Annotated in this window: 19 protein-coding genes; 2 read left to right on the top strand and 17 right to left on the bottom strand. The window is 37.7% G+C overall.

What is annotated here, in order from left to right; all coding sequences use genetic code 11:
• Positions 1–47: 47 nt before the first annotated feature.
• From fdhF to BN6559_RS13640, 4 genes are all read right to left on the bottom strand, one after another.
• Positions 48–2177 carry a formate dehydrogenase subunit alpha gene (fdhF, locus tag BN6559_RS13655; protein ID WP_267886733.1) on the bottom strand — a complete coding sequence of 710 codons (2130 nt, stop codon included), beginning with the start codon at positions 2175–2177 and terminating at the stop codon, positions 48–50.
• A 21-nt stretch (positions 2178–2198) separates the two neighbouring features.
• Complete coding sequence (locus BN6559_RS13650) at positions 2199–2699, bottom strand: 4Fe-4S dicluster domain-containing protein (RefSeq protein WP_110955242.1); 501 nt, start codon at positions 2697–2699, stop codon at positions 2199–2201.
• A gap of 79 nt (positions 2700–2778) precedes the next feature.
• On the bottom strand, positions 2779–4191 hold the full coding sequence (locus tag BN6559_RS13645; RefSeq protein WP_110955241.1) for a [Fe-Fe] hydrogenase large subunit C-terminal domain-containing protein: 1413 nt from the start codon (positions 4189–4191) through the stop codon (positions 2779–2781).
• A 13-nt stretch (positions 4192–4204) separates the two neighbouring features.
• A complete protein-coding gene (locus BN6559_RS13640) occupies positions 4205–4729 on the bottom strand; it encodes a 4Fe-4S dicluster domain-containing protein (RefSeq protein WP_110955240.1) in 525 nt (174 codons plus the stop codon).
• A gap of 177 nt (positions 4730–4906) precedes the next feature.
• Here BN6559_RS13640 and BN6559_RS13635 point away from each other — a divergent pair, with 177 nt between their 5' ends.
• Positions 4907–5791: a LysR family transcriptional regulator gene (locus tag BN6559_RS13635; protein ID WP_110955239.1), complete on the top strand. Its 885-nt coding sequence runs from the start codon at positions 4907–4909 to the stop codon at positions 5789–5791.
• A gap of 18 nt (positions 5792–5809) precedes the next feature.
• On the opposite strand, the gene BN6559_RS13630 is transcribed toward BN6559_RS13635, so the two are convergent.
• The gene (locus BN6559_RS13630) at positions 5810–6148 is read right to left on the bottom strand and encodes a LysM peptidoglycan-binding domain-containing protein (protein ID WP_110955238.1); all 339 of its coding nucleotides are present in this window, start codon (positions 6146–6148) and stop codon (positions 5810–5812) included.
• Positions 6149–6310: 162 nt separating this feature from the next.
• Between BN6559_RS13630 and BN6559_RS13625 the strand changes: the two genes are divergently transcribed.
• Complete coding sequence (locus BN6559_RS13625) at positions 6311–6793, top strand: YbaK/EbsC family protein (RefSeq protein WP_110955237.1); 483 nt, start codon at positions 6311–6313, stop codon at positions 6791–6793.
• Positions 6794–8080: 1287 nt separating this feature from the next.
• On the opposite strand, the gene BN6559_RS13615 is transcribed toward BN6559_RS13625, so the two are convergent.
• The 12 genes from BN6559_RS13615 to BN6559_RS13560 all read right to left on the bottom strand — a co-directional run bounded on the left by BN6559_RS13615 (position 8081) and on the right by BN6559_RS13560 (position 24045).
• Positions 8081–9307: a fibronectin type III domain-containing protein gene (locus tag BN6559_RS13615; RefSeq protein WP_110955235.1), complete on the bottom strand. Its 1227-nt coding sequence runs from the start codon at positions 9305–9307 to the stop codon at positions 8081–8083.
• 185 nt (positions 9308–9492) lie between these two features.
• Positions 9493–9930, bottom strand: a complete 438-nt coding sequence (locus tag BN6559_RS13610) for a hypothetical protein (protein ID WP_199884003.1) — start codon at positions 9928–9930, stop codon at positions 9493–9495.
• A gap of 58 nt (positions 9931–9988) precedes the next feature.
• A complete protein-coding gene (locus BN6559_RS13605; RefSeq protein ID WP_110955233.1) occupies positions 9989–10504 on the bottom strand; it encodes an N-acetylmuramoyl-L-alanine amidase family protein in 516 nt (171 codons plus the stop codon).
• Between the two features lie 11 nt (positions 10505–10515).
• Positions 10516–11061, bottom strand: a complete 546-nt coding sequence (locus BN6559_RS13600; protein ID WP_456060752.1) for a phage holin family protein — start codon at positions 11059–11061, stop codon at positions 10516–10518.
• Positions 11062–11211: 150 nt separating this feature from the next.
• Complete coding sequence (locus BN6559_RS13595) at positions 11212–12129, bottom strand: gp53-like domain-containing protein (RefSeq protein WP_110955231.1); 918 nt, start codon at positions 12127–12129, stop codon at positions 11212–11214.
• 593 nt (positions 12130–12722) lie between these two features.
• Complete coding sequence (locus BN6559_RS13590) at positions 12723–13586, bottom strand: LamG domain-containing protein (protein WP_110955230.1); 864 nt, start codon at positions 13584–13586, stop codon at positions 12723–12725.
• Positions 13587–13618: 32 nt separating this feature from the next.
• Positions 13619–14287, bottom strand: coding sequence for a hypothetical protein (locus tag BN6559_RS13585; protein WP_110955229.1), 669 nt, complete (start codon positions 14285–14287; stop codon positions 13619–13621).
• Positions 14288–14474: 187 nt separating this feature from the next.
• Complete coding sequence (locus tag BN6559_RS13580) at positions 14475–14912, bottom strand: hypothetical protein (protein ID WP_110955228.1); 438 nt, start codon at positions 14910–14912, stop codon at positions 14475–14477.
• Positions 14913–14970: 58 nt separating this feature from the next.
• Complete coding sequence (locus tag BN6559_RS13575; RefSeq protein ID WP_110955227.1) at positions 14971–15486, bottom strand: N-acetylmuramoyl-L-alanine amidase family protein; 516 nt, start codon at positions 15484–15486, stop codon at positions 14971–14973.
• 12 nt (positions 15487–15498) lie between these two features.
• A complete protein-coding gene (locus tag BN6559_RS13570; RefSeq protein WP_456060965.1) occupies positions 15499–16044 on the bottom strand; it encodes a phage holin family protein in 546 nt (181 codons plus the stop codon).
• A 122-nt stretch (positions 16045–16166) separates the two neighbouring features.
• On the bottom strand, positions 16167–20459 hold the full coding sequence (locus BN6559_RS13565) for a LamG domain-containing protein (RefSeq protein ID WP_110955225.1): 4293 nt from the start codon (positions 20457–20459) through the stop codon (positions 16167–16169).
• A 10-nt stretch (positions 20460–20469) separates the two neighbouring features.
• Positions 20470–24045: a phage tail protein gene (locus BN6559_RS13560; protein ID WP_110955224.1), complete on the bottom strand. Its 3576-nt coding sequence runs from the start codon at positions 24043–24045 to the stop codon at positions 20470–20472.
• Positions 24046–24051: the final 6 nt, after the last annotated feature.

The raw sequence follows: 24051 nt of genomic DNA, 5'->3' as shown, positions 1-24051 counted from the left end.
CAAAGCTACAGAGATATACAAGAATCCACGGTATAGCAAAATCCAGTTTAACAGCCCATTTTTTTCTTCAACGTACTATATTCATTCACTACATAGTTTTCTGCCCATTCTTGATCTTCGATCGCTTCAATATTCACTGAACAATATTTTAGCTCCGGCGTCTTAGAAATCGGATCCAAATGTTCAATCGTTAAATCATTACAAGCACCGATCCACCAATGATAGGTCATATAAACGGCCCCACGATTCACACGCTCGGTTGATAAAACTCTGGCAATTACCTTCCCACGACGAGAAACAACCCACACCAGTTCCTGATCTTTGATGTTGAGACGTGCTATGTCTTGATCATTTACCTGAATATAGCCCGGTTCGTCCGATAAAATTCTAAGTGCATTACAATTTCCCGTCATCGTACGCACAGAATAATGTCCGACTTCACGCACTGTCGAAAGAACGAATGGATAGGACGCATCCGGCATTTCTTTCGGTTTACGATACGGTGCCGCAAACAAAAGTCCCTTACCGTTTGGACGCGTAAATATATTTCCCTCATACAAATAAGGTGTTCCTGTATCTGCTTCATCCACACAAGGCCATTGTATGCAGCCAAGCGTATCCAGTTTTTTATAAGATACACCGGCATAGAGCGGACAAAGGCTACGAAGTTCATCCCAGATTTCTTCCGTATTCTTGTATTGCATCGGATATCCCATCGCTGTGGCCATAAGCGAAATAATTTCCCAATCCGGCTTTACATCCCCTTTAGGTTCTATCGCTTTATTAAACTTTTGAAAACCACGATCAGCCGCTGAATAAACGCCTTCATGTTCTCCCCAGGAAGTCGCCGGCAAAATCACATCCGCATATAATGCCGTTTTATTCATAAAAATATCCTGTACAATGACGAAATCCATTTTTTCCAGAGCCGCCCGTATTCCATTGGCATCCGGATCACTCTGCACTGGATCCTCACCGAAAATGTAATACGCTTTTATTTTTCCTTCTCTGGCTAAATGCGGCACCTCCGTCAAGCAGACGCCCCGTTTTTTCGGCAGTTTCACGCCCCATGCCTTCTCAAATTTTTTCCGATACGCTTCATCTTCCACAGATTGATAACCCGGGAATACGTTTGGCAGGGCACCCATATCACAAGATCCTTGTACATTATTCTGTCCGCGAACAGGGCCAACACCAACATTTGGACGACCGAGGTTTCCTGTCAAAAGTGCCAGCGATGCCAATCCTTCGACAACATCAACCGCCTGACCAAATTGCGTAACGCCCATCCCCCAAAGAATCGTAGCACTCGGTGCAGCTGCATACATCCGCGCCGCCGCACGAATTTCTTTTGCCGGTATACCAACAGCTTCCTCTACACTTTCCGGACTGTAATCCATTACGATTTTTTTGTATGTATCAAAACCTTCTGTATACTTTTCCACATAGTCTTTATTATAGAGATTTTCTGTAAGCAAAACGTACGCCAATGCATTTACCAAAATCATATTCGTACCATTTTTCAGTGGCAGCCATAAATCAGAAATTTTTGCCTGCTCGTTGAAACGCGGATCAGCCGTGATAATTTTAGCACCCTTTTCTTTTGCCTTAAGAATACGCCGCGCAACAATCGGATGCGAAACTGCAGGATTATAACCAAACACAAAAACGCATTTCGTATCTTCAATTTCCGGAATTGAATTTGACATTGCCCCATTCCCTAAAGCAAGCTCTAACCCCGCAACAGAAGAACCATGACAAACACGTGCACAATGATCGATATTATTTGTACCAATTACAGCTCTGGCAAACTTCTGCATGACATAATTTGCTTCATTCCCTGGCCCCCTGGCTGCACCCGTACACATAATTGCATCCGGTCCATATTCTTTCTTCACTTCTTGTAATCGCGTCGCAGCAAAAGAGATCGCCTCTTCCCAAGACACTTCCTCAAGTTCAGATTCCCGTGTACGACGAATCATTGGTTTTGTTAACCTAGAAGTCATACGTTTATTATTTTTTAAGAAATCCCAACCATAGTAACCTTTTAAACACAATTCTCCTTGATTATTGCGCCCCTGACCAGGTTCTGCACAAACAATTTCACCATGTTCCACCGTAAAAAGAATTTCACAACCACTTGCACAATACGGACAGATTGTTTTTACTTTTTTCATCATTTTATCCTTCTACTCCTTTCATCCTTGCATAAATCCAGCTGCATATTTACGTTTACGCATGATCTGCTTAGAAAAATTGTCGTGCTTGATTTGTTTCAACGCTTTCGTCGGGCAAACCCCAATACATGCCGGGCCATTTTCATTTCCCTTACACAAATCACATTTAACAACACTGAGCTTATTCGTTTCTTTATTCACTCTGATCTCAATTGCACCATAAGGACAAGCAAGCATACATGCTTTACAACCAATACATTCTTCTTCCTTGATCTCTACGGAATGTGCGCCCTGTACCAAAGCACCCTTCACACAAGCTTTCGCACAAGGTGCATCCTCACATTGGCGGCACTGAATAGGTGCTGTAATATTCGCTGTTTTTACGACAGTCAGACGCGCAGCAAAATTTTCCGGTGTCAAAGCATCCAAATCCGGCCTCTCTTGATGCGCCAACACGCAAGCTATTTCACAAGTTTGACAGCCAATACATTTTCCCGGATCCGCGATTACAAAATCATTCATCTCTCTCTTCCTTCCGTATATGTAATAAATTTACCATGTAACTCCGCTACACGATTTTATTTCAAACGATTCTCTTTACCTAGCGTTTTTCATCATTGCCAGTGCAACCAACTTGCTTTGGCATCGCTTGATAACTCGTATGCAAAAGCTTATGCGACACATGCCCTAATGGCTCTCCTAAAAATTCTCGGTAAAGGAGCTGTATCTGTGGATTTTCATGAGAAGTATGCACTTCTAACGCTTGATCATGCTGATACAAACCAGCCCGACGTTTGTCATACGCCTCCTGTACTCTATTGCCTAAATATAATTTCGGCTGTCCGCCACCACTAATACACCCTGCCGGACAAGTCATCACTTCCATGAATTGAAAATCAGCCTTCCCCTGTTTTACCTGTTCTAGCATCGGCTCAACATCTTTTAAACCGGCAACGCGCCAAGTTTTCAACTGCAGACCGTTCAGATTCAGTTCAACACTTTGTTTACTGCCGCCTTCACGCAGCCCCTGCATTTTATCGTCTGTCAATTTTTTCTTCATCAACCGTTCATACGCAGTCCGTAAAGCAGCCTCCATAACACCACCGGTAACACCAAACAAAGTACCTGCACCCGAATAAAATCCGAGCGGCAGATCAAACGCTTCCTCCGCCAAAGTGTTAAAATCAATGCCAGCCTCTTTGATCAAATAAGCCAATTCCGCTGTAGTCAGCACCGCATCCACATCTTGATATCCGCTGTCTGCCATTTCTTTTCGCTCTGCCTCCTGCTCTTTACAAGTACAAGGCATAATAGCAACACTATAAATACGCGACGCATCCATCCCCAGCTTTTTTGCACCATATGTTTTAAACATCGTACCAGCCATCTGCATCGGTGACTTACAACTGGACAAATGAGGAATAAGCTCCGGATATTTTGTTTCTACAAAGCGTACCCAGGCAGGGCAACACGACGTAAACATCGGCAATACACCGCCATTTTGCACACGATCTAAAAGTTCTTCCGCTTCCTCCATAATGGTTAAATCGGCACTAAAATTCGTATCATACACCTGATCAAATCCAACCAAACGCAGTGCAGCAGCCATTTTACCCGGAGTCAACGCCCCAAATTCCATTCCAAATTCTTCTGCGAGTGACACACGCACTGCCGGCGCACATTGTACCATTTTATAACGATCTTTTTGCGCTAAAGTTTGTTTCACTTTTGTATAAACACCTGTATAATGTGCGGCAAATACAGGACCATGATAGTTTGCAGGTAAACCACGCATCTTTTTCATCTCCGCAATCGCATCTGCACTATGCTCAAAATTAGAAGCATATGCACTGCAAATCTGCACACATTGCCCGCAACGAACACATTTTTGCTGATCGATCTTTTGACTTACCCCCGCATCCCCTTCGATTGCAGCCGTTGGACAAACAGCACTGCAACGCTGGCACCCCGTACAAAGCACCGGATCTATATTTATTTCTGCTTGCTTTCCCATGATAGAAATCCCCCTATCCTTCTAAACCTTGACTTAACACTGTTAAGCTTTGCGCGGCGAAAGCTCTTTTTTGTCTTGCGTCTGCAATCGGGTCCACTAGCCGTAAAGCCTGTGCCGAACAAACTTCTACACATGCCGGACCTGCTTCACGCTGGTAACACAAATCGCACTTTCCGGCAAATCCATGTTTATTCTTCGCTTGTAAAATTTCAATCACACCAAAAGGACAAGCAACTACACAACTTTTACAGCCACTGCACAATGCTTCATCAACAACCACTTTCTGCTCAAAAATATGGATGGCGCCACCGGCACAACTCTTTAGACATGGTGCCGATTCACAGTGATGACATTGCACGGGCATCGCTTCTTTTTCCGTTCGAACAAAAAAAAGCCGCGGCATAACTTCACCCTGTACATTCCCTAACGTTTGCCCTGCTTTACCAGAATGCACAGAAGAACATGCCACTTCACAGGCCCTGCAGCCTATACACTTACTTTTGTCTGCATACACAAAAGATCGTAACTTCTTTTCCAACTTTTCCTGCCTCCAATAAAAAAAAAATACACAAGTAGCTCTCCCTCAAACTCCTTGACGAAGAACATCTTTATGTATTTTAATTATACACGATCCCATGCTATACTAATAATACTTAATAAATACTTCTTTTATACTTTTAAAGTATAGTTTTATCGCTTAGAAAGGATTTTTTCTATGATCAATACGCGAGAACTCACCTATTTTCTAACCATCGTACAAGAAGGCAGTATACTTAGCGCTGCCCAAAAACTCCATATGGCACAGCCGCCCTTAAGCCGCAGCATCAAACAATTAGAGGAAGAACTAGGCTGCAAGCTTTTTAAACGTGGACCACGTAAAATCGAGCTGACAAAAGCGGGAAAACTTTTCCGTAACAGAGCCGAACAAATGCTAAAACTGATGGACACCGCCATAACTGAAGTTAAATATCTGGAAGACGGAAATCACGGCACACTTTCGATTGGTACGGCCTCATCTTGCGGCGTGACAATTCTCCCAAGAGTCGCCAATATTTTCCACCAACAATATCCAAACCTAAAATTTGAACTCTGGGACGGCGAATCCATACGCATTATCGAATTAATCAACGCAGGTATCGTTGAAATTGGCCTTGTTCGTTTTTCCTTTGACAATGAAAATTTTAATATGATCCGACTGCCAAAAGAGCCTCTAGTTGCTGCTTTACATACAAATATGCTGGACAGCTTTCCAAAAACAAATTATCTGTCTTTAAAGGATCTGTCTGAAAAGCCACTCATGATCCATCGAAAATATGAAACAATTTTGACCGAACACTGTCAGCAAATCGGCTTTGTTCCAAACTATCTTTGCCAAGCAGATGATATCATGCCAATTCTTGCTTGGGCCGACGCCGGCGTTGGCATTGCCGTTGTACCAACCTCAGCCATCGGCATGATTCCTACCCCCAATATCACCTTTTGTACGATCGTTGATCCCATCGTTAAACTCAATGCCGCACTGATTTGGAAACGCAATCAACCGCTCTCCGTTGCCGGGCAAAAATTTCTTGATGTTTTTATGACACTCCATACTCTCTAAACCTTACTACGATTGTACCTATTCTTCTATTGGAATAAATAAAACATCCCCAGAATTGATTCTATTCACATCACTGATTTCGTTATATTGCGCAATTTTCTCTGCATATGATCCCGTTCCATACATTCGATAACTAATCTTCTCCAAAGTATCATGTTCAGTCACATAATATTTAATCTCTATCTTTTCTGCCTTCTTTTCCTCTTTCGTGGCATCTTCTCGCGTCTTTAATTCCACACTTGCTCCAGGCAGTGCATGTTCCCCATGAAAACTCTTAATATATGACATACTAACAAACACGGCAATACCAACTAAAATCAAGCCCAATAAACACCGCATTACTTTGTCCTTTTTCATAACTAACGCCCCAAATCTCCTGAATTAAATATAATCCTATTAAAATAACACACGCATCGCATAACTGTATTCCTTTTTATTATACAAAAATATTGTCTGCCTTGCATATACGCCAAGAAGGAAATAAAATATTCTTATCAACCTAACAAAAGGAGCATAGCTATGACCATTCATGAAAAACTAATTGCACTTTTAGAAGAACATCACTGCACCTATCGTCTTTGCAGCCATGAAGCAGAAGGACGCAGTGAGCAAATCGCTAAAATTCGCGGTAACAAGCCAAGTCAAGCAATGAAAGCCATTGTTATCATGGCAAAAATGAGTAAAAAAGAAAAGCAATATTATCTAGCCATCGTTCCCGGTGATAAAATGCTGGATTTAGACGCTTTAAAAACATATACCAATGCCCCCAAAGTCATCTTCGCGCCAAAAGAAAACGCAAAAGAAATTACAGAATGTGAAATAGGCGCCATTCCGCCCTTTTCTTTTCAAGAAAACCTCCCGCTTATCGTTGACCCTCTCGTCAAACAAAATGAAGAAATCGTTTTCAACGCCGGCGAACTCACAAAATCAATTTTCATGAAACTAGACGACTATATCCGCATCGTCAACCCCCCCTTCGTAAAAATTGCAAAAGAACCGTGAACTAAGAAAGAGCTTATCTCAAAATGAGATAAGCTCTTTCACTGATTTACGATTCAAAACGATCCCATATACAATTAAACTTGTTGATTAAAATCATAATTCTAATCAGACTATATTTGAGCTAACCACGCTTGTATCATCCATGTAAATTTAATCTTAAGCCATCCTTTAATGCACTAATTAAAATATTCATTTTTATGCCAATGTTACGGTTCATCTGACCACACAACATACATTCATCTAAATCTATAAATAAAGTAAAATGTATATTTTCGACACGGAGTGAACAAACTGGTAACCGTATGCATTTACGAACATTTCTTATAGATCTATGTTCATACGATCAACGAATTAGGGGGATAACTGTGCTTAAATCTAATAAATCGTTATACACAATCACCTTAGTTTTTCTAATCGTACAAATTATGATTATGATTGGATTAGTCCATATAAATCGTTATGACCATCTGCGAAGCGTCGTGATAACTACTTCACTTTGGATAATCTATACCCTTTTAGAACTCAAATACCAGTTTAAAATGAACACTTACATCCGTGTACTTATGGTACTGTCAATTTTTTTTGATGCATATTTCGGTATATTTCTTGATCTTTATTCGTCCTCTTTTATTTTTGATAAAGCGCTACACATTTTCGGTTCATATTCCTTTTCTTTATTTACATACATTCTAGTAATGCAACTGCAAGCAAATCTAATAGACAAAAAAATTAAATTCATTCTCGTCATCTGCCTTGGTTTAAGCTTAGGCGCCATCTATGAAATTTCCGAATTTCTCACTGACACTTTCTCGCATCCCTCCCCACCAAGCCAACCTAGTTTACTAGATACAGATCTTGATCTTATAGGAAACCTGACCGGATCATTATTAGCAGGCTTTCACGTAATATCACGAAATTTTGTTAATGAGAAATTTTGATATATTTATCATATCGCCATCACTAGTTATCCTATTATGAATAAGAATACATCTCTACACATAAAAAGCTCTACATCAAACAGATAAAGCCTTATGCGAATAAAAACCGAAATATAATTGATTTCGATTTAGAATAGGGCTTTTCTGCCCCTTCTGGCATCTTGCTTCATAATACGAAGCTTTAAAACAAGGATCCTTGCTATGCATAACTAGTCATATCTGAAAATAAAAAAATTATATGCTATCACTTAGTCGTTTGATTGGTTAGTTTTAATAAAGAATTTTATTAATGAAAAACAGCGACAACCAAGCACAATGTTGTACCTAGTTGCCGCTGCTCAATTACTTATTAAACTTCAATCACCTTAAAACTAATGATCTTTTCAAAAATCAAGTACTCCGTACTTTCATCAATAACATCTGCAAATTTGTAACAGTTATCACCGATTCTGCCAGTGCTATTAATCCATTCTATGAAGTTATTCGATTCGGTTTGTATTACTTTGTATTCTCGTTCACTGGAATCGTTCATTGTAATACGTAATAATACTTTGCTATCATCTACAGGCATCGCAACTGGTGTAGCAGAAGCTTCATTTGAATTGTCACTTTCTCTATCGGCAGTTACTGAAACCACCACATAATAATATGTAGTTCCATTCGTCACATTAATATCTGTATAGCTGGTATCAGCGACACCAGTGGCAATCGTTTCATATGTTCCACCCAATGTCGTAGAACGTTTTACGATATAACTGGTTGCTCCGTCAACAGCGATCCATGTCAAAACGATTTGTGAATCGCCTGCTGTGGCAGTTAAGTTTGTTGGGGATATTACCGATGTATCAGAATTAATCTCCAACAATGGCCTAAAGGTAACAGCAGACATCGTATCAGTATAGCCTTTATCGGGTTTATTATCTAAATGCGTAAAATTTTTATCATAATATACCGGAATATACATACTCCTACTATCTCCTGCTGAGTAATGCCATCTCATTTGATGGGCAATATCACTGTATTTTGCCCCACTCATATTACATACAGTTATACATACATTATCAGAAGCCTTAAAAGTTATACCATCGCTACTAATTTGCCCTGACGAAATATCATCTGATAATATCTCAGGATATTTCCAATGGAAATTTGGACTCTTCCAATCACAATACTCACTAATAGGTTCAATAGTTCCATGCCAAACACTCGTGCTTTGCTTGCTTATTTTTCCATCAAGTGTGCTATTGGTTATATATTTTGCAAATTCCTCTTGAGTTGGGCATCTCATTGTGCCTCCTTTAACTAATCCCATTGTATCGAGATCGGAATAACTGATACGCTGTACAATTCTTCTATCCGCTAACAATCTATTCCCATCAACTTTTAGAAAATAAAATACTCCATTCGCTGATGTCGGTGGAGTATTAACATCAATTTCGTCTAACTCATCAGCTTCCGATCCAACTTTATAATCTATTTTACCATCTTCTTGTTGCACTGAACATTTTATATAATCTCCTACCTGCATTTCATCAATTGAATTACGCAGTACTCCCGTTGTTTCAGGAACTCCCATTTTTACCAAACTCCTTTTATTTTATATTGAAAGTCAACATAACTACCGAACCTCTTATCTTCAATTTTGCCTGTCCTGTATATCGACTTTCACCTATATACATTCTTTTAACTCCGATTTTTAAACACCTAAAATAAAAAAATCCGGCATCGATACATTTTACTGTACCAATGCCGGATTTTTTATCATTTCAATATTCCATATATTGCAGCAATCGCAAATAAATTTCGTTGCCACGTTAATTTTGTAATTTTACTTTTTTCCTCTTTGGCGGATTGTTGCAAGGATTGATTCGCCTCGTTCAATGAGTTGTTCGCTTGATCCAGTGATCTTTTCGCTTTCGTCGATTCGATCTGCAGCTGAATCAACTGATTCTTTAGCGCTGTCAACTCCGTGTTCGATATTATCAACTGATTTTGTGCTGCTTTCAAGTCCTCTTTCGATTGCTCCAATTGATTCTGCAGCTCGTTGTTGTTGCTCTTTAGCTGACTGAAGATCTCCTGCAATTCTGTCAATTCCGCTTCCGACATCTGATACATCTGTTCTTGGGCCGAACAAGTACCATATTCCGAGATTGACAATAAGAATACTGCCAATACCAATAGCAATAGTTTTTTTATCAATTTTCAACACCTCCATAAATTTAACCTCCGTTAAAAAATTCTGATTCGTTAGAATTCCCTATGCAAAATAATCGGTCACGCCTCTTGCTATTGCATGCGCAAAATCAGCTTGTCTATTCGCAAGCAATTGTTCATCGTCATAGTTACTGATAAATGCAGTTTCAACTAACACAGCTGGACATTCTGTATGTTTTAAAACATATAAACCCTGCGAGTATTTGACTCCGCGATCGACAGTACCAAGTGAATTTACAATTTGATTTTGAATGTAAGAAGCTAAGGATTCACCTTCACTGCCTTGTCTATAACAAAACGTTTCTGTTCCTTTTGCAGTTTTATTCGTTGCCGCATTACAGTGAATTGATACAAACAGATCGGCACCAAATGAATTGCTGGCACTCGTGATATCTGCAAGCTCATTTTCTTGTACGAATAAAACTTCATAACCAACTGCTTCTAGGTCCCTACATACGATTTCTCCTATATTTTTCACTACGTCTGCCTCCTGCAGAAAGGTTCCTACTGCGCCGCTATCTAGACCAGGGTAATGCCCTGCATTAATACAAATTTTCATTTTCAACACTCCTATCTGTTTTTAAATTTATTTAAAGTAAGACTTGCTTTGTCACGTAAGAAATTAAGTAAATCATTTGCCTGTTCTATCCCTGCATCACGAAGATTCTCAAGGATACTGATTGCTTCGGTGATAGCTAAGTACACCCATGTAGCTTTTAACAAGACAGGGTTTTCATCTGAAACAACGATTAATTCATCTGCCTTGACTGCGACAATTGTTAAGATTACGTATACTAAGATTTTCCCAGTAAAACGATGCTTCATAGCATTACTGTTAATATACCCTTCACGAATTGCTTTTGGTATATCTGTTATACAGCTAAATAAATCGGTTGATTGCGCATTTTCAGATAAGTGCTCGTAACAGATTGCGATCCATCTTGTTAGCAAATCAATAAATACTAATGTAACAAACGCAGTTAAAGCGCTGCCGTGAATACCGGTTAAAATCGGTACTACAAAAGCAATCATTGCTTTGATCACCCATACATCCAGCAATCCTTGAATCGCTTTACATATCGATATCCATACTTCATTAAAGTTCAAAATAATCACTCCTTGATTTTTAGTTCTTACTTATATACATTCTTTTAACTGCTATTTTTAAACACATAAGAAATAAAAAGAGTGAAGATTTCTCTCCACCCCTTAAAAGTATTATTTCTTCACTATCTGTACATATAATGACATCTGATTAGCTTCTGCTTAGAATCCAACAGCAAACCAATAATACTCTTGATTTTTCCAACTTAACGCAGAAAAACTAACATTTGATACATTATAAACATAATCTAACCCACTCGATGATTTCCCCGACGCAATTGTATTAACTTCGACGCTAACGCATTTATTCGGAAAAGGAACAGGAAAATTGATTGTCGTCCACTCCTCAGTTCCACCTTTACCCCATTGAAAAATCAAACCATTTGGCAACTTAGTCCAGCCATGATCAGTTAGACTACCAGTTACACTCCCCATCTGAGATAAAGTATTAATTTGCTCTTGTAAATTTTCATCTGTTTTAACTCTGGCACTAACTTCTGCCTGGAGATCTTCTTGTATTTTTTCATCTGCATTACTGCGATCTGTAACCTCTTTATTAATTTGATCTTGTAACTGCTGCTCTGCTATTCCTCTCGTTTTAGACTCCTCATCCAATTTCAATTGTAATTCTGAATCCCCGGTGGTTCTTGCTACAACTTCTTTAGAAATTTGATCTTGAAGATCTTTATCTGCTGAGCTCCTTGCATTCGCTTCAACGTCAATAGCTTCCTGTAACTTTCTATTTTCGTTGATACGATCAGTGATTTCCGCATTAAGCTTGTCCTCTAAATTTTTATCGGCTTCTTTTCTTTCTTTTGTTTCCATATCAATATTGTCTTGCAGTTTAGTATCAGCGTCTGTACGAGCCGCTGCTTCTGCCTCGATCTGTTTTTGAAGCTCTTTATCTGCTTTCGTTCTTTCTGTAACTTCCTTTGTAATTTGTTCTTGTAAATTCTCAATCTCTGGAACGACACTTGGATCAAATTTACCATCATTCCCTAATACCGCAAATTTGCCAATGTCTTTTTTCCCTTCTGAAACAACTACAAATTCCTCATTCACATTTACTGTTCTACTCATGTAAAAATCCCCCTAAAATTTTATCTTAACCAATATAGCCAAAGACCTCTTACGTTCAAATTTTTTATCTTGTATATCGGCTTTCACTTATATACATTCTTTTAGGAACAATTTTTAAACACAAAAATTAAATTTATTTTAGATATGTGATTTTATTTTTCTTATCTATTGATTTAAAAGCAGGCATTTAAATTTTTATCTACTTTTAAGATTAATTGCTACAATTCGCAGAAGGGCATAAAAAAAAAACGTCCTCTAAAGGACGTTAACTAGCAGCAACAAAAAAAGCCACGCGAGGCCTTGTGATTACTAATGGCAGAGAGGGAGGGATTCGAACCCTCGGTACCTTGCGGTACAATTGATTTCGAGTTATTTTAGGAGTTTTTCAAGCCCTTTGGCAGCCTGCTTTATAGTGTTTTTCTTATAAAAATAAGATTTTTACTATGTATAACTAGTCATATCTAAAAATAAAAAATTTTATAGGCTGTCAACAGGCTGTCAGTTAGTTGTTTGATTGATTAGTTTTTTACTTAAAGTTTAGACAAAAAAGCGGAATCTAAGTACGAGATTGTACCTAGATTCCGTCTTTTTAATTATGAGATTTCAATTACCTCGAAACTAATGATCTTTTCGAAGAACAAATATTCTTTACTGTTTTGCAAACCAACCGTTTTATCGAATACATAATATGCGTCTCCCGTATCAACAGTACGATTACACCAAGTAATAAAGGCTTCTACCTCAGAAATACTTAATTCGTACTCACGTTCACTGGAATCATTCATTGTAATACGCAATAAACAATTCTTTTTAACTGGTTCTGGATCAAAATTTTCTGTCCAACGAGCAATTCCTTTTGAAATACGAAGCTCATCAATATAGCCATTGAAAAATTGCGCTGCTTTATATAAACCAATATTTATAGTCTCATCAGAACTGAATACTGTTGATGAATTATTTAAACTATCTTTTAAAATACCATTTTGAAAAGCATAAAAAGTTCCAGAATGACGAACCAATGCATAATGTGTCCATGCACCAAAAATAGCACTTCCCATTGGTCTACCTGATGCTATATCCCATGTTGTCCCATTAGATGACATCCACCATGTTACATCACCATGACTTGTAATATCGCCACTATGCCCAATAGAAAAAACACGCTTAAGAACCCCATTAGTATTACTACTCCCAAGAATTACTTGATTAGCACTTGAAGTACCCTTTCTATATTCCCACCAATCAATAGTAAAATCGTCGGTGCCAAAATTAAAATGATCGGAATACGGAGTTGTCAAATAGCTACTCCCATCCAAATATAAACTTTTCCCACCAAACTTACTTTGATCCGCTGATATTACCGGACTCCCATTAGCCGTCCAAACCTTCCCCGTTTCATCCTTAAAATCCTCATTAAAATGTAATAAAGATACTGTATATTCGTCTAATTTATACATAATTACTACCCCCAATATTTAATATTTAATAATTAATTGTTCAATGGTATTACTTTAAAACTAATGATTTTTTCGAAAGCTAAATATTCTTTACTGTTATCGACAATATCACTTAATTCATAACATGAGTCTCCTGTTCCAAGTGTTCGTTTATACCAATTAACAAACTCTTCTACTTCTTTGATAGCTAAACGGTACTCTCGTTCGCTTGAATCAAGCATCGTTACTCTCAATAATACTTGATCTGATTTATCATCTGGATTATATGGTAAAAGTTCGCCAGTTTCATCAATGTCGATTGCATCTATAGCAAAATATCCTGTCCCATCATTCACTATTTTCACACTATGTTCTTTATCTTCTAATTCTTTAACTTCAAAATCTAAACTTTGGGTAACTTCACTTTTAGAAATATATTGATCTATTACTCCAGCTTGAAGATTATCAATATAAACTAAAATAGATGATGACTTGTCTTGATATCTATCCCCAATCATTCGTAACTTAGTTCCCCGAAAGTTAAACTGTGCGCTATCGCCAGTTACTTTGCTCTCCTTCATTGTGCCACCAGAATAAATTCCAACCTCGGCTTTCGCTGGAGAAACCCATCCTGATCCATTATAAATTATATTAGAATTTGTCTCCTCAACTCTTTTCCAACCTTCTTCCGGTGCTAATAATTGTTGTCCTACTGTTGCCATTTTACATTCCTCCATAAATAATTTATTTTGAAAACCAACATAACTACCGAACCTCTTATTTTCAATTTGTTTTGTCCTGTATATCAGCTTTCACCTATATACATTCTTTTAACTTCGATTTTTAAACACCTAAAATAAAAAAAATCCGGCATCGATACATTTTACTGTACCGATGCCGGATTTTTTATCAATTCAATATTCCATATATTGCAGCAATCGCAAATAAATTTCGTTGCCACGTTAATTTTATAATTTTACTTTTTTCCTCTTTGGCGAATTGCTGCAAGGATTGATTCGCCTCGTTCAATGAGTTGTTCGCTTGATCCAGTGAGCTTTTCGCTTTCGTCGATTCGATCTGCAGCTGAATCAACTGATTTTTTAGCGTTGTCAACTCCGTCTTCGATATGATCAACTGACTTTGCGCCGCTTTCAAGTCCTCTTTTGATTGTTTCAATTGATTCTGCAGCTCGTTGTTGTTGCTCTTTAGCTGACTGAAGACTCCTTGCAACTCTGTCAACTCCGTTTCGGACATCTGATACATCGGTTCTTGGGCCGAACAGGTACCATATTCCGAAGCTAATAATAAGAATACTGCAGATACCAATAATAATAATTTTTTTATCAATTTTTGACACCTCCATTAATTTAGCCTCCGTACAAAAATTTTTATTTGCTAAGGTTTTTTATGCAAAATAATCGGTCACGCCTCTTGCAATTGCATGCGCAAAATCAGCTTGTCTATTCGCAAGCAATTGTTCATCGTCATAGTTACTGATAAATGCAGTTTCAACTAACACAGCTGGGCAGTCTGTATGTTTTAAAACATATAACCCTTGCGAGTATTTGACCCCGCGATCGACAGTACCCAGTGAATTTACAACTTGATTTTGAATATAAGAAGCTAAGGATTCACCTTCACTGCCTGACCTATAACAAAACGTTTCTGTCCCCTGTGCTGATAAATTTGCTGCTGCATTACAATGAATTGATACAAACAGATCAGCACCAAATGAATTGCTGGCATTCGTGATATCTGCAAGCTCATTTTCTTGTACGAATAAAACTTCATAGCCAACCGCTTCTAAGTCGCTACATACGATCTCTGCAATGTTTTTTACTACATCTGCCTCCTGTAGAAATGTTCCTACTGCACCACTATCTAGACCAGGGCAATGCCCTGCATTAATACAAATTTTCATTTTACGACTCTCCTATCTGTTTTTAAATTTATTTAAAGTAAGACTTGCTTTGTCACGTAAGAAATTAAGTAAATCATTTGCCTGCTCTATCCCTGCATCACGAAGATTCTCAAGAATACTTATTGCTTCGGTGATAGCTAAGTACACCCATGTAGCTTTTAGCAGAACAGGGCTTTCAGATGATATAACAATTAATTCGTCTGCCTTGACTGCAACAATTGTTAAGATTACGTATACTAAGATTTTCCCAGTAAAACGATGTTTCATCGCATTGCTGTTAATATACCCTTCACGAATTGCTTTTGGTATATCTGTTATACAGCTAAATAAATCGGTTGATTGCGCATTTTCAGACAAGTGCTCGTAACAGATTGCGATCCATCTCGTTAGTAAATCAATAAATACTAATGTAACAAACGCAGTTAAAGCGCTGCCGTGAATGCCGGTTAAAATCGGTACCACAAAAGCGATCATTGCTTTGATCACCCATGCGTCTAACAGTCCATGAAACGCCTTACATATTGATATCCATAACTCATTAAAATTCAAAATAACCACTCCTAAAATTGTTTTCTTATTGGTATACATTCAATTTGATTTCTGATTTTAAACATAAAAAAAATAGACGTTCTCACGTCTGCATGGTTCTCTTGCTCTATTCACTATAATCTCCTAATAATTTAAATCATCTTTTGTCCTTCACTATAATTTATCTTGTAATCACCGTCGGTTTTCAATGTAACCCTCAACAGATTATTCCTAGGATATCCGTAAATATAATCTGTGCCATGTATTGCTTTGTCCCACGAACCTTTCATATCTACCTGCATGGATAAACTATCTATTGCTGCTGTAGATTCATAAAGTTCTTCTCCGAGCAGAAAAGCGAATCCAATCCCCTTAAAATTACCTACAGTTAATTCATCCCATTTATCTCGTTGAATACTTGACATCTTATCATAACTAATTCCAACTGTTTTTAACTCATCAAAATTTTCAATATCCTCCCACGAATTAGTTGAAAAATTAAATACTTTATAGTGCTGTAAATCTGTTGTTACCATAAATCTTATATTAGAGGAATCAATCATTCCTTGCACTACAGGAGGAACAAAATCAGCTGTCCACCTTGCCAATCCCCTTGTCACTCTAAACTCATCAAGATAGACATTACCATTAACATCAAAAACACCAACAGTAACGGGAAAACCCGTACCTATGTTTGTATTAACAAAAGGTAAACTAGATACAAGATGATAGAAACTAACACCATTTAAATAACAATCAATATTTGAACCATTTCTGACCAATGCAACATGATTAAATTGATTTAAATTTATGTTTGGTGAATAAATTGGACCTATGCCCCAAGAAGAATTGTTAAAAGACATATATAGCCTAATTCTTCCTCCATCAAGATATAAATGGAATGGGGTTACTTGAGTAGTATTACCAGAACCATATCTAAAAATTGACCCAGAGTCAGTATTTGATTCTGCGTATATTTGAAAATCAATAGTAAAATTATCTGCCCCAAATAAAAAATCAGTGTTAGGTGCAGTTAAATAATTTCCAAGAGTAATTTGAAAACTCTTACCTCCAAACTTACTATGATTAGCGGAAACAGTTGGTGTACCAACCGTTGTCCATGCCCTCCCTGTTTCATCTGTAAAATCATCATTAAAATGAAGCAAAGACAAATTATTAGCTGTATTAGTTACTAGATTAACTTGATCTATCCCTTCAAAACTATCTAATAAAAGTAATTCTTTAAGAATTATTAATTTATCCTTAGGCACTGCATTTAATATAATGTCTGGTAATATAATGTCTGGTAACTCAGAATCAGGCTCTCCTTGGTAACAACACCTTCTTGGCCTTGCAGAACCTATGCCTAATTGTTCTAACTCTTTTTGAGTTGGGCATATGTCTGTTCCGTAGTTATTAAATAAAGAAACTAATTCAGCATCAGTAGAAGGTATACCAAGATAACTCCAATTACCAGGCTTGTTACTATAATACCCCTCTACAAAAGAGTATTGACTTGTGGGAGGAGTAAAGGTAGTGTTTATAGCCCATCTTTCCTTGGAAGAAATTCTAAATTCATCGATATAGCAATCTGCTGAAACAAATCCACCAACATTCCAAAATGAGGATGTTCTTGCACCAAAAACAACATTAGTAATGTTCTCACGTGAGGGACGCTTTTCAGAAGCATTTCCATTTCCTACTATTTGACCATTTATTCTAATTTGAAACCTTAATATGCCATTACTTACATAAAGATCAATAGCAAAATGATTCCATGTGTGTAAAGGAACCCTATTTAACCACTGATTTTCATGTAGGTTCACAGCATTATGAATACCAGCATTTGATCCTGTACCAAAATAAGTATCCCTCACCCCTAACATTAAGCATAACCCATACGTACTATAATTCATAAAGTACAAATAATACAGGCCTGCTAATTCCAAAATAAGATTCCTAGAGCCATTAGAATATGATTTAAAATTCATCCAAAAATCAATCGTGTAATATTCAGTGGATGTCCCGGGATACCCAGATATAAAAGGTATTTTTAGCGTTCTATTTAAATAAGTAGTTGGGGATATATTTAAACTTCCTTCTCCAAATTTATAATTTTCAGTGTTTACTGTCACACCACTATTAACATCAGATGATATATTGTCTACAATATCAGTAAAAGAAGAATCGTTACAATGCATCATTACCACAACATTGTCATCAATACCACCGCCTTCAGTCTCTACTCTCGCTAACCAATAATTATCCTCTATTAAATAATCCGTGGGTGGTGTAAAATCTGCTGTCCATAAAGCCTTACCTTTTACAACAACTAGATCATCTAAATAACCAATAGTACTATTTGTGCCCTCACGAGAGTCACCATTCCAATGTCCGACATATAAGGAACTACCAAATGCTAGAACATTGCTATTTGTGAAAGTTCCTACCTGAGCACCATTAACAAATACACGATTGATTCCCCCTTGTCGCGTAAAAGCAATATGATTCCACTGTGCTGTTGGGTTTGGTACCTTATCAACAAAACCATTATTGCTTGATCCTATTCTAATAGTTAACTTGTTGAATTGTGTATCATCACTTAACTGTATTGTATTTTGAGAATTTGTTCCCCCTAGCACAATACTCCAGCTTCTACTACCAATAGACATTCCTGTTCTTTTATTCCAAAAAGATATTGTAAAATCTCCTGATCCAAAATTAAAATCACTTATGTTTCCAGAAGACAAAGTAAAATATTTACCCACACCTGTAGCCCCAAAAAATGCGGCCCTGCCACCGAACACTCCCGGTTCATTAAAAGTTACACCACTATTAGTCCACGTGTTTTTTATATCATTTACCCCGGAATCGTTAAATCTCATATTAACTAAAACTGTTCCAACTAATCCCCCACTAATATCCGCAGAATCAACTAATTTAAATTCTGTATCATCAATGGTAGTGTCTTCTGAATACTGCCCCGGGCCTGTGAATGAATCCACTTTTGTCATTTTATATTCATATCGCTTATTCAATCTAACAGTTCCATCAAAAGTTACATATTTATTCGTGTTGGCGTCTACGCCATCAACTGTAAATTTACTACCATCCCCTGACGAAAAATCAAACTGATTAATGATCTGATCCTGCAAACCAGGCGCAAATTTCAGAATTTCTACAGGCGGTAAATTAAACGTTAAGGGGTTATTAATTATAATTTCAACTAAGGTACTCCCGACTACACCTAATTTAGTTACCTGTTTAAGCGCTCCTGCCGATCCGCCACTATTTAATGATCTCCATTTTTCACTACCAGGTTGCATATCATCTGCAAAACTATTGCTAGATACCTGCTGTAAGTTAGACAAATAGATCATATCATTATAAACAACAGCTTCATCAATCCCATACTGAGCTTGGGGTTTCCAAGCAGATATAACAGCGCCCTTACTTGCAATCACTTCCCAATAATTATTTTCAACATTATTATAATCAGTCTCACTTGTATGGGCTGTTACACATCTAATAATACTTGTTCCCTGTATAGCAACTTCATGAATATTATAAAAATGGTTTGGTTTCCAATCATCAATATAGCCAATTGTTATTAGATCATACATTGCAGGAGTAAATACTGTGCCGCTTGTATGATTATTTTTTGTTCTATATAATAAATTTTCAAATGTCAATAATTGATTTTTTGCATAGAAAGTACTTGGTTGCCATTCTTCTGCACCCCCTACTATAACTCTACCGTTATACATAAAATTTCCACTTGTATCTTCACTAATTTTATCTACCTTAGCTTTATCGGTATCAATATAATCATTCGTAGACAAGTCCTTCCCTGACACTTTATCTACTTTTTTGTCCAATATTACCATGATCGCAGAAATAACATTATCATCATCGGCTAATGCATCTGCAATTTCTTTTAACGTATCAAGTGCTTCCGGCGCGCCATCAATCAAATCAGCTATTTTTGTATCTGTATAGGCTCTCGCATCTACTGAGGTTATTAAAGAATCTAATAATACTTGCAATCCTGTAATTGCGCTAATTGGGTGCGCATTATCCACACCACGACCATTTAATTTGTTGTGTATAGTTACACCTTCATTGACAAGCTTTCTAAGTTTCCATACAACAGTACCGTCAGTAAAGTTCATTTCTTCGACGGTACCTGCTGGCGGCGTATTTCCACTTGTGCCGGGTGTTACGCATTCCCATACTCCCCAACTCGGAATATCGTTTACTCTGACAAGATGGTCAGCTTGGTAATCTGTATTTGCCTTCCATGATTCAAAGTGCATTTTACTTGTTTCATGTCCAATTCCTAAAACTTTATCATCGATATCTGAGACAATATTATTGATTGTTTCTCCTGCGAAAATATCGCTATCTTCCATTAATCGAAGGTTTAATTTCTTGGTTGCTGACATTTATACCACCTCATTCTCCACTTAAAGTTTTTCCGATGTTAATGAATCCGCTATTCTCAAGTCTGTAATAAATCGCATCACCTGTTTTATCAGGATTATAATAGGTTTGAAAAACATAATTATCTTCCGGACTAAACTCTACAAGTCCATCATTAGCAGCATCTTCAAAGCTGCGTTTAAACATATAAAACTTGTTCGGTAGGATTGAAACTCCGTCTTGGTCCAACAAAAAAAGACCGGCCTGTTCAGGCTGATCTCCAGCAACTTTTTTACCAACTACAAGAAGCGGTGTTCTATCAATCATGCAATAACTACTATCTGTTGTAAAAGTACCGGCTTGAACAAATACCCTATCACTAGAAACATTGGCTTGTATGAATTCAGCAATATCATCTTGTAAATTATCGGATTCTTCCAATACCGCTACGATCGTTGGAGCAACCAGTCTAAAATTTCTAACCTGCGCTTGATAAGATTCTAAGCCGTTACTGTCAACTTGATAAAACTCTATCGTCGCTTCCTTCATCATGCTGTTTTTAAAATCATTGCACCAATTTTGCCAGGTATAAATAAAGTTCTGACTTGCATCTTCGGTACCTTCCAAATTTGTATCGCGATCAATAACATACTGATTGTTTTCAGTATCGTTATATATTTTAGCGATAAAGTTAACATCTTTGTTTATAATCTTTTCCGCTGTGTAGTAATTTTTTATATCATCCTGGGCAACGGCTCCAACATTATTAAACTTATCTCTTGGAGTAAATCTGAATTTAACTTGTGTACCGCAAAGCCCGTCCCCATAACGTGTATAACCAGATTGATTTGGATAATTCATGACACGTAAATATCCTACTGGGCTTGGACGCTGCGCTCTGTTGTTGGTTTCCAAACGTCTTATCTTTGATGCATCAAAATCCTCCGCTACATCTACAGAGGCCGTCGTGATATTATACTGCTCTGTCGTTGTTTCCCCAGCTTTACAAACGAAAGTTGAACCAGTCACATTGCTCATCTGATCAGTTCTTAAGAAATATACAAGCTCATACTGTTTATGCTGCGTCGGTACTGTATCCATTACGCCTCTCATGATGCCTTGAATCATGAAATTACCGTTTGGTAATCGATTAATGGTGCTATACGCCATAATCTCATCGCCAATCATCAGCATTTTATTCCCGACTCTTGCGGCAGATATATCTGCAGTCGCATAACTTTCTAAGTACTGTATAACGTTTCCGTTACCCATTTCCTTAATTTCAAATCCATTGTAGTCCCAGTACTCAGTATCTTCCCTATACGCAACCTGCAGCTCTGCAATCGCACTCCACATACTTTTTCGCGATGTTGGCGTAAATTCCGTAGCAGCTTGTTCTTTTCTCCAGACCTTCCATTCCGTTGTAATGCTGGTTGGTCTGGCAGCGATACCATATACATATGTATCTTTGCTGTAGGAAAGTTCATAAGGAACTTCAATGAAATCATAAAATGAAACACCGGTTGGGTACTGCACAATCGGCTGCCACCCACTACCATCGGATGGTTTTAATACGCCTGACTCGAATCCAAAGACATCTTCAACACATTCTACTTTAATTTCCCCATTGATCATATCTCCGTGATCTACATCCGTAACTCGCATAACAAGACGTTCTATGCCATAAGGTGGCCAGCTTAATACCACAGGATCACCAATCTGCACTTGAGCAAGGCTTCTATTACCGATAATACTTGCAGTCGAAAGTGGATAAGCCTGCGCGGTCAGTTCACGTTCTGCAGCAGTCAATGCATTTTGTGCAGTCGTAAATAAGGTATAATCATATGTTTTATTTGTTCGAGTATTTGTTATTGCAATATTCGCATTGTCGTATCGCGGTATTGTGGAGTTTTCATACAGATTTGTAGAATCGGTAAATGCCACCGTAATATTTGAAACAGTTTCCGACCAATCAAGTCTTGAAAATTCACAAGATGCGCAATTGTTGGTGCTTAACTTAAATAAATTGCTAACTTCATAATCATTTCTGATTAATTTAAACGTTAACTTTCCTGTGACCGGATTCAAAAACCTAACGGCATTTATATGGTTGCAAATCTGTGTTATAAGTTCTTTTGCCGTTATTGTTGAATCAATTATACCCGATATGCCCAGTCCCTCTCCGTCAATGCCGCCTCCTAATGTAATTGTAAATTCAGGAGAAAGTATTGCATAAGTTTGATTGTACAATACATCAGCTTTTACTAGTCTACTTGCAAGATTGTCATTATTGATAACATTTACAATATCCTGGGCAGAGGTTTCAGGAATTTCATCATCATTACGTGAGCAATAGATTGTAATCGTATGTCCTACTACATCACACCGTGTATCACCGCCGGCGTATTTAGGGCCTGTCACTTTAATTGTAATGTCATCGTATTTTGTCCCTGGGTAAATTGCCGTGAATTTTACAACCGGCGTTTTTTCAGTATCAGTCTCATTCATGAGCAATTCTAATACGCCTGAAGCATATTCTCCATTGCCGAGTTTTTTTCCTACTTCAATTAAAGCCTCTATATCAAGCTTATCAGGAGATTCATTTAGTCCCCAGTCTTGATTGATATAGGCTTCATAAATTACTTCGGCCGGATTGTTGTCTTCACCAACGGCACCTAAACCTAATCCATCATAAATATTTTGGACTTCAATCCAAGTTTCAGGAATTGTTGCAGACTTGCCGATATAGGCCTGCGGTACAACGATGGTAAGAAAAGACCGATAGACTGGCGTAAGCCCACGAAGTTCTGCCTGCACACTATCTGCACGCATTTGCTCCACCATCCAAGGGTCTTTTTGCTGTACTTCATCACCAAAATATACATTCATATTGCCGATAAAACCACCTGATTCATCTGGTCCACCAAATAACTGATCATCATCTATCGTTAGGATTTTGCCGCCAGGACAATCAGACTTTGAGATATTCCCTTCCCAAGCCAGGTTTTCTCTCATGTAAATCTTTTTTAATTTGATGTTGGGACCTGTCCAACACAATATAAGCTGGTAACCTAAAAAATATTTAAAACCTTTTTGTATCGTAGTTTTAAGATTCCTGCCATTGATAAGCCAAGATAAAAGCCACATAAACAAAGCGTTGATAAGTGGTCCAGTTAGATCATCTTTGAATTTTGCCTCTGTAGATTGACCTGTTACTTTTGTACTAACTGAACCCCCCTCCCCACCTTTTACGCTTCCATCTTCTAAATTAGCATCTACCTTTGCCGCCCCTACTTGATGACCAGTAATCGCTGCTTTGATATAATTTACGATCAATGAAAACACCATCGGCCAAGCTGAAAATTGAGCATGCGCAGCGTAGGTTTCTGTATAAATATCTGCTCTAAAATCACCAAAATGAGAAACCAATGGTTGTTTTAGTAAAAATGTTCCGAAACCGACCGGAATTGGTTCTCCAACTCTCGTAGTACTTGCGGTTACATTTAAATCATCAGCCGTATTTGAATCGGATGAACTACTGGACCTTTTATTTAAAAACTTCAAAGCCCAGGTGGTTAATCCCCAACCGAGAAAAGTATTTATATTCATTTTTTA

The sequence above is a fragment of the Massilibacillus massiliensis genome (genome assembly GCF_900086705.1).
GTDB lineage: Bacteria > Bacillota > Negativicutes > FLKF01 > FLKF01 > Massilibacillus > Massilibacillus massiliensis.
Note: the sequence above shows the minus strand (reverse complement) of the source record. Positions and strands in the feature narration are given on the sequence as shown.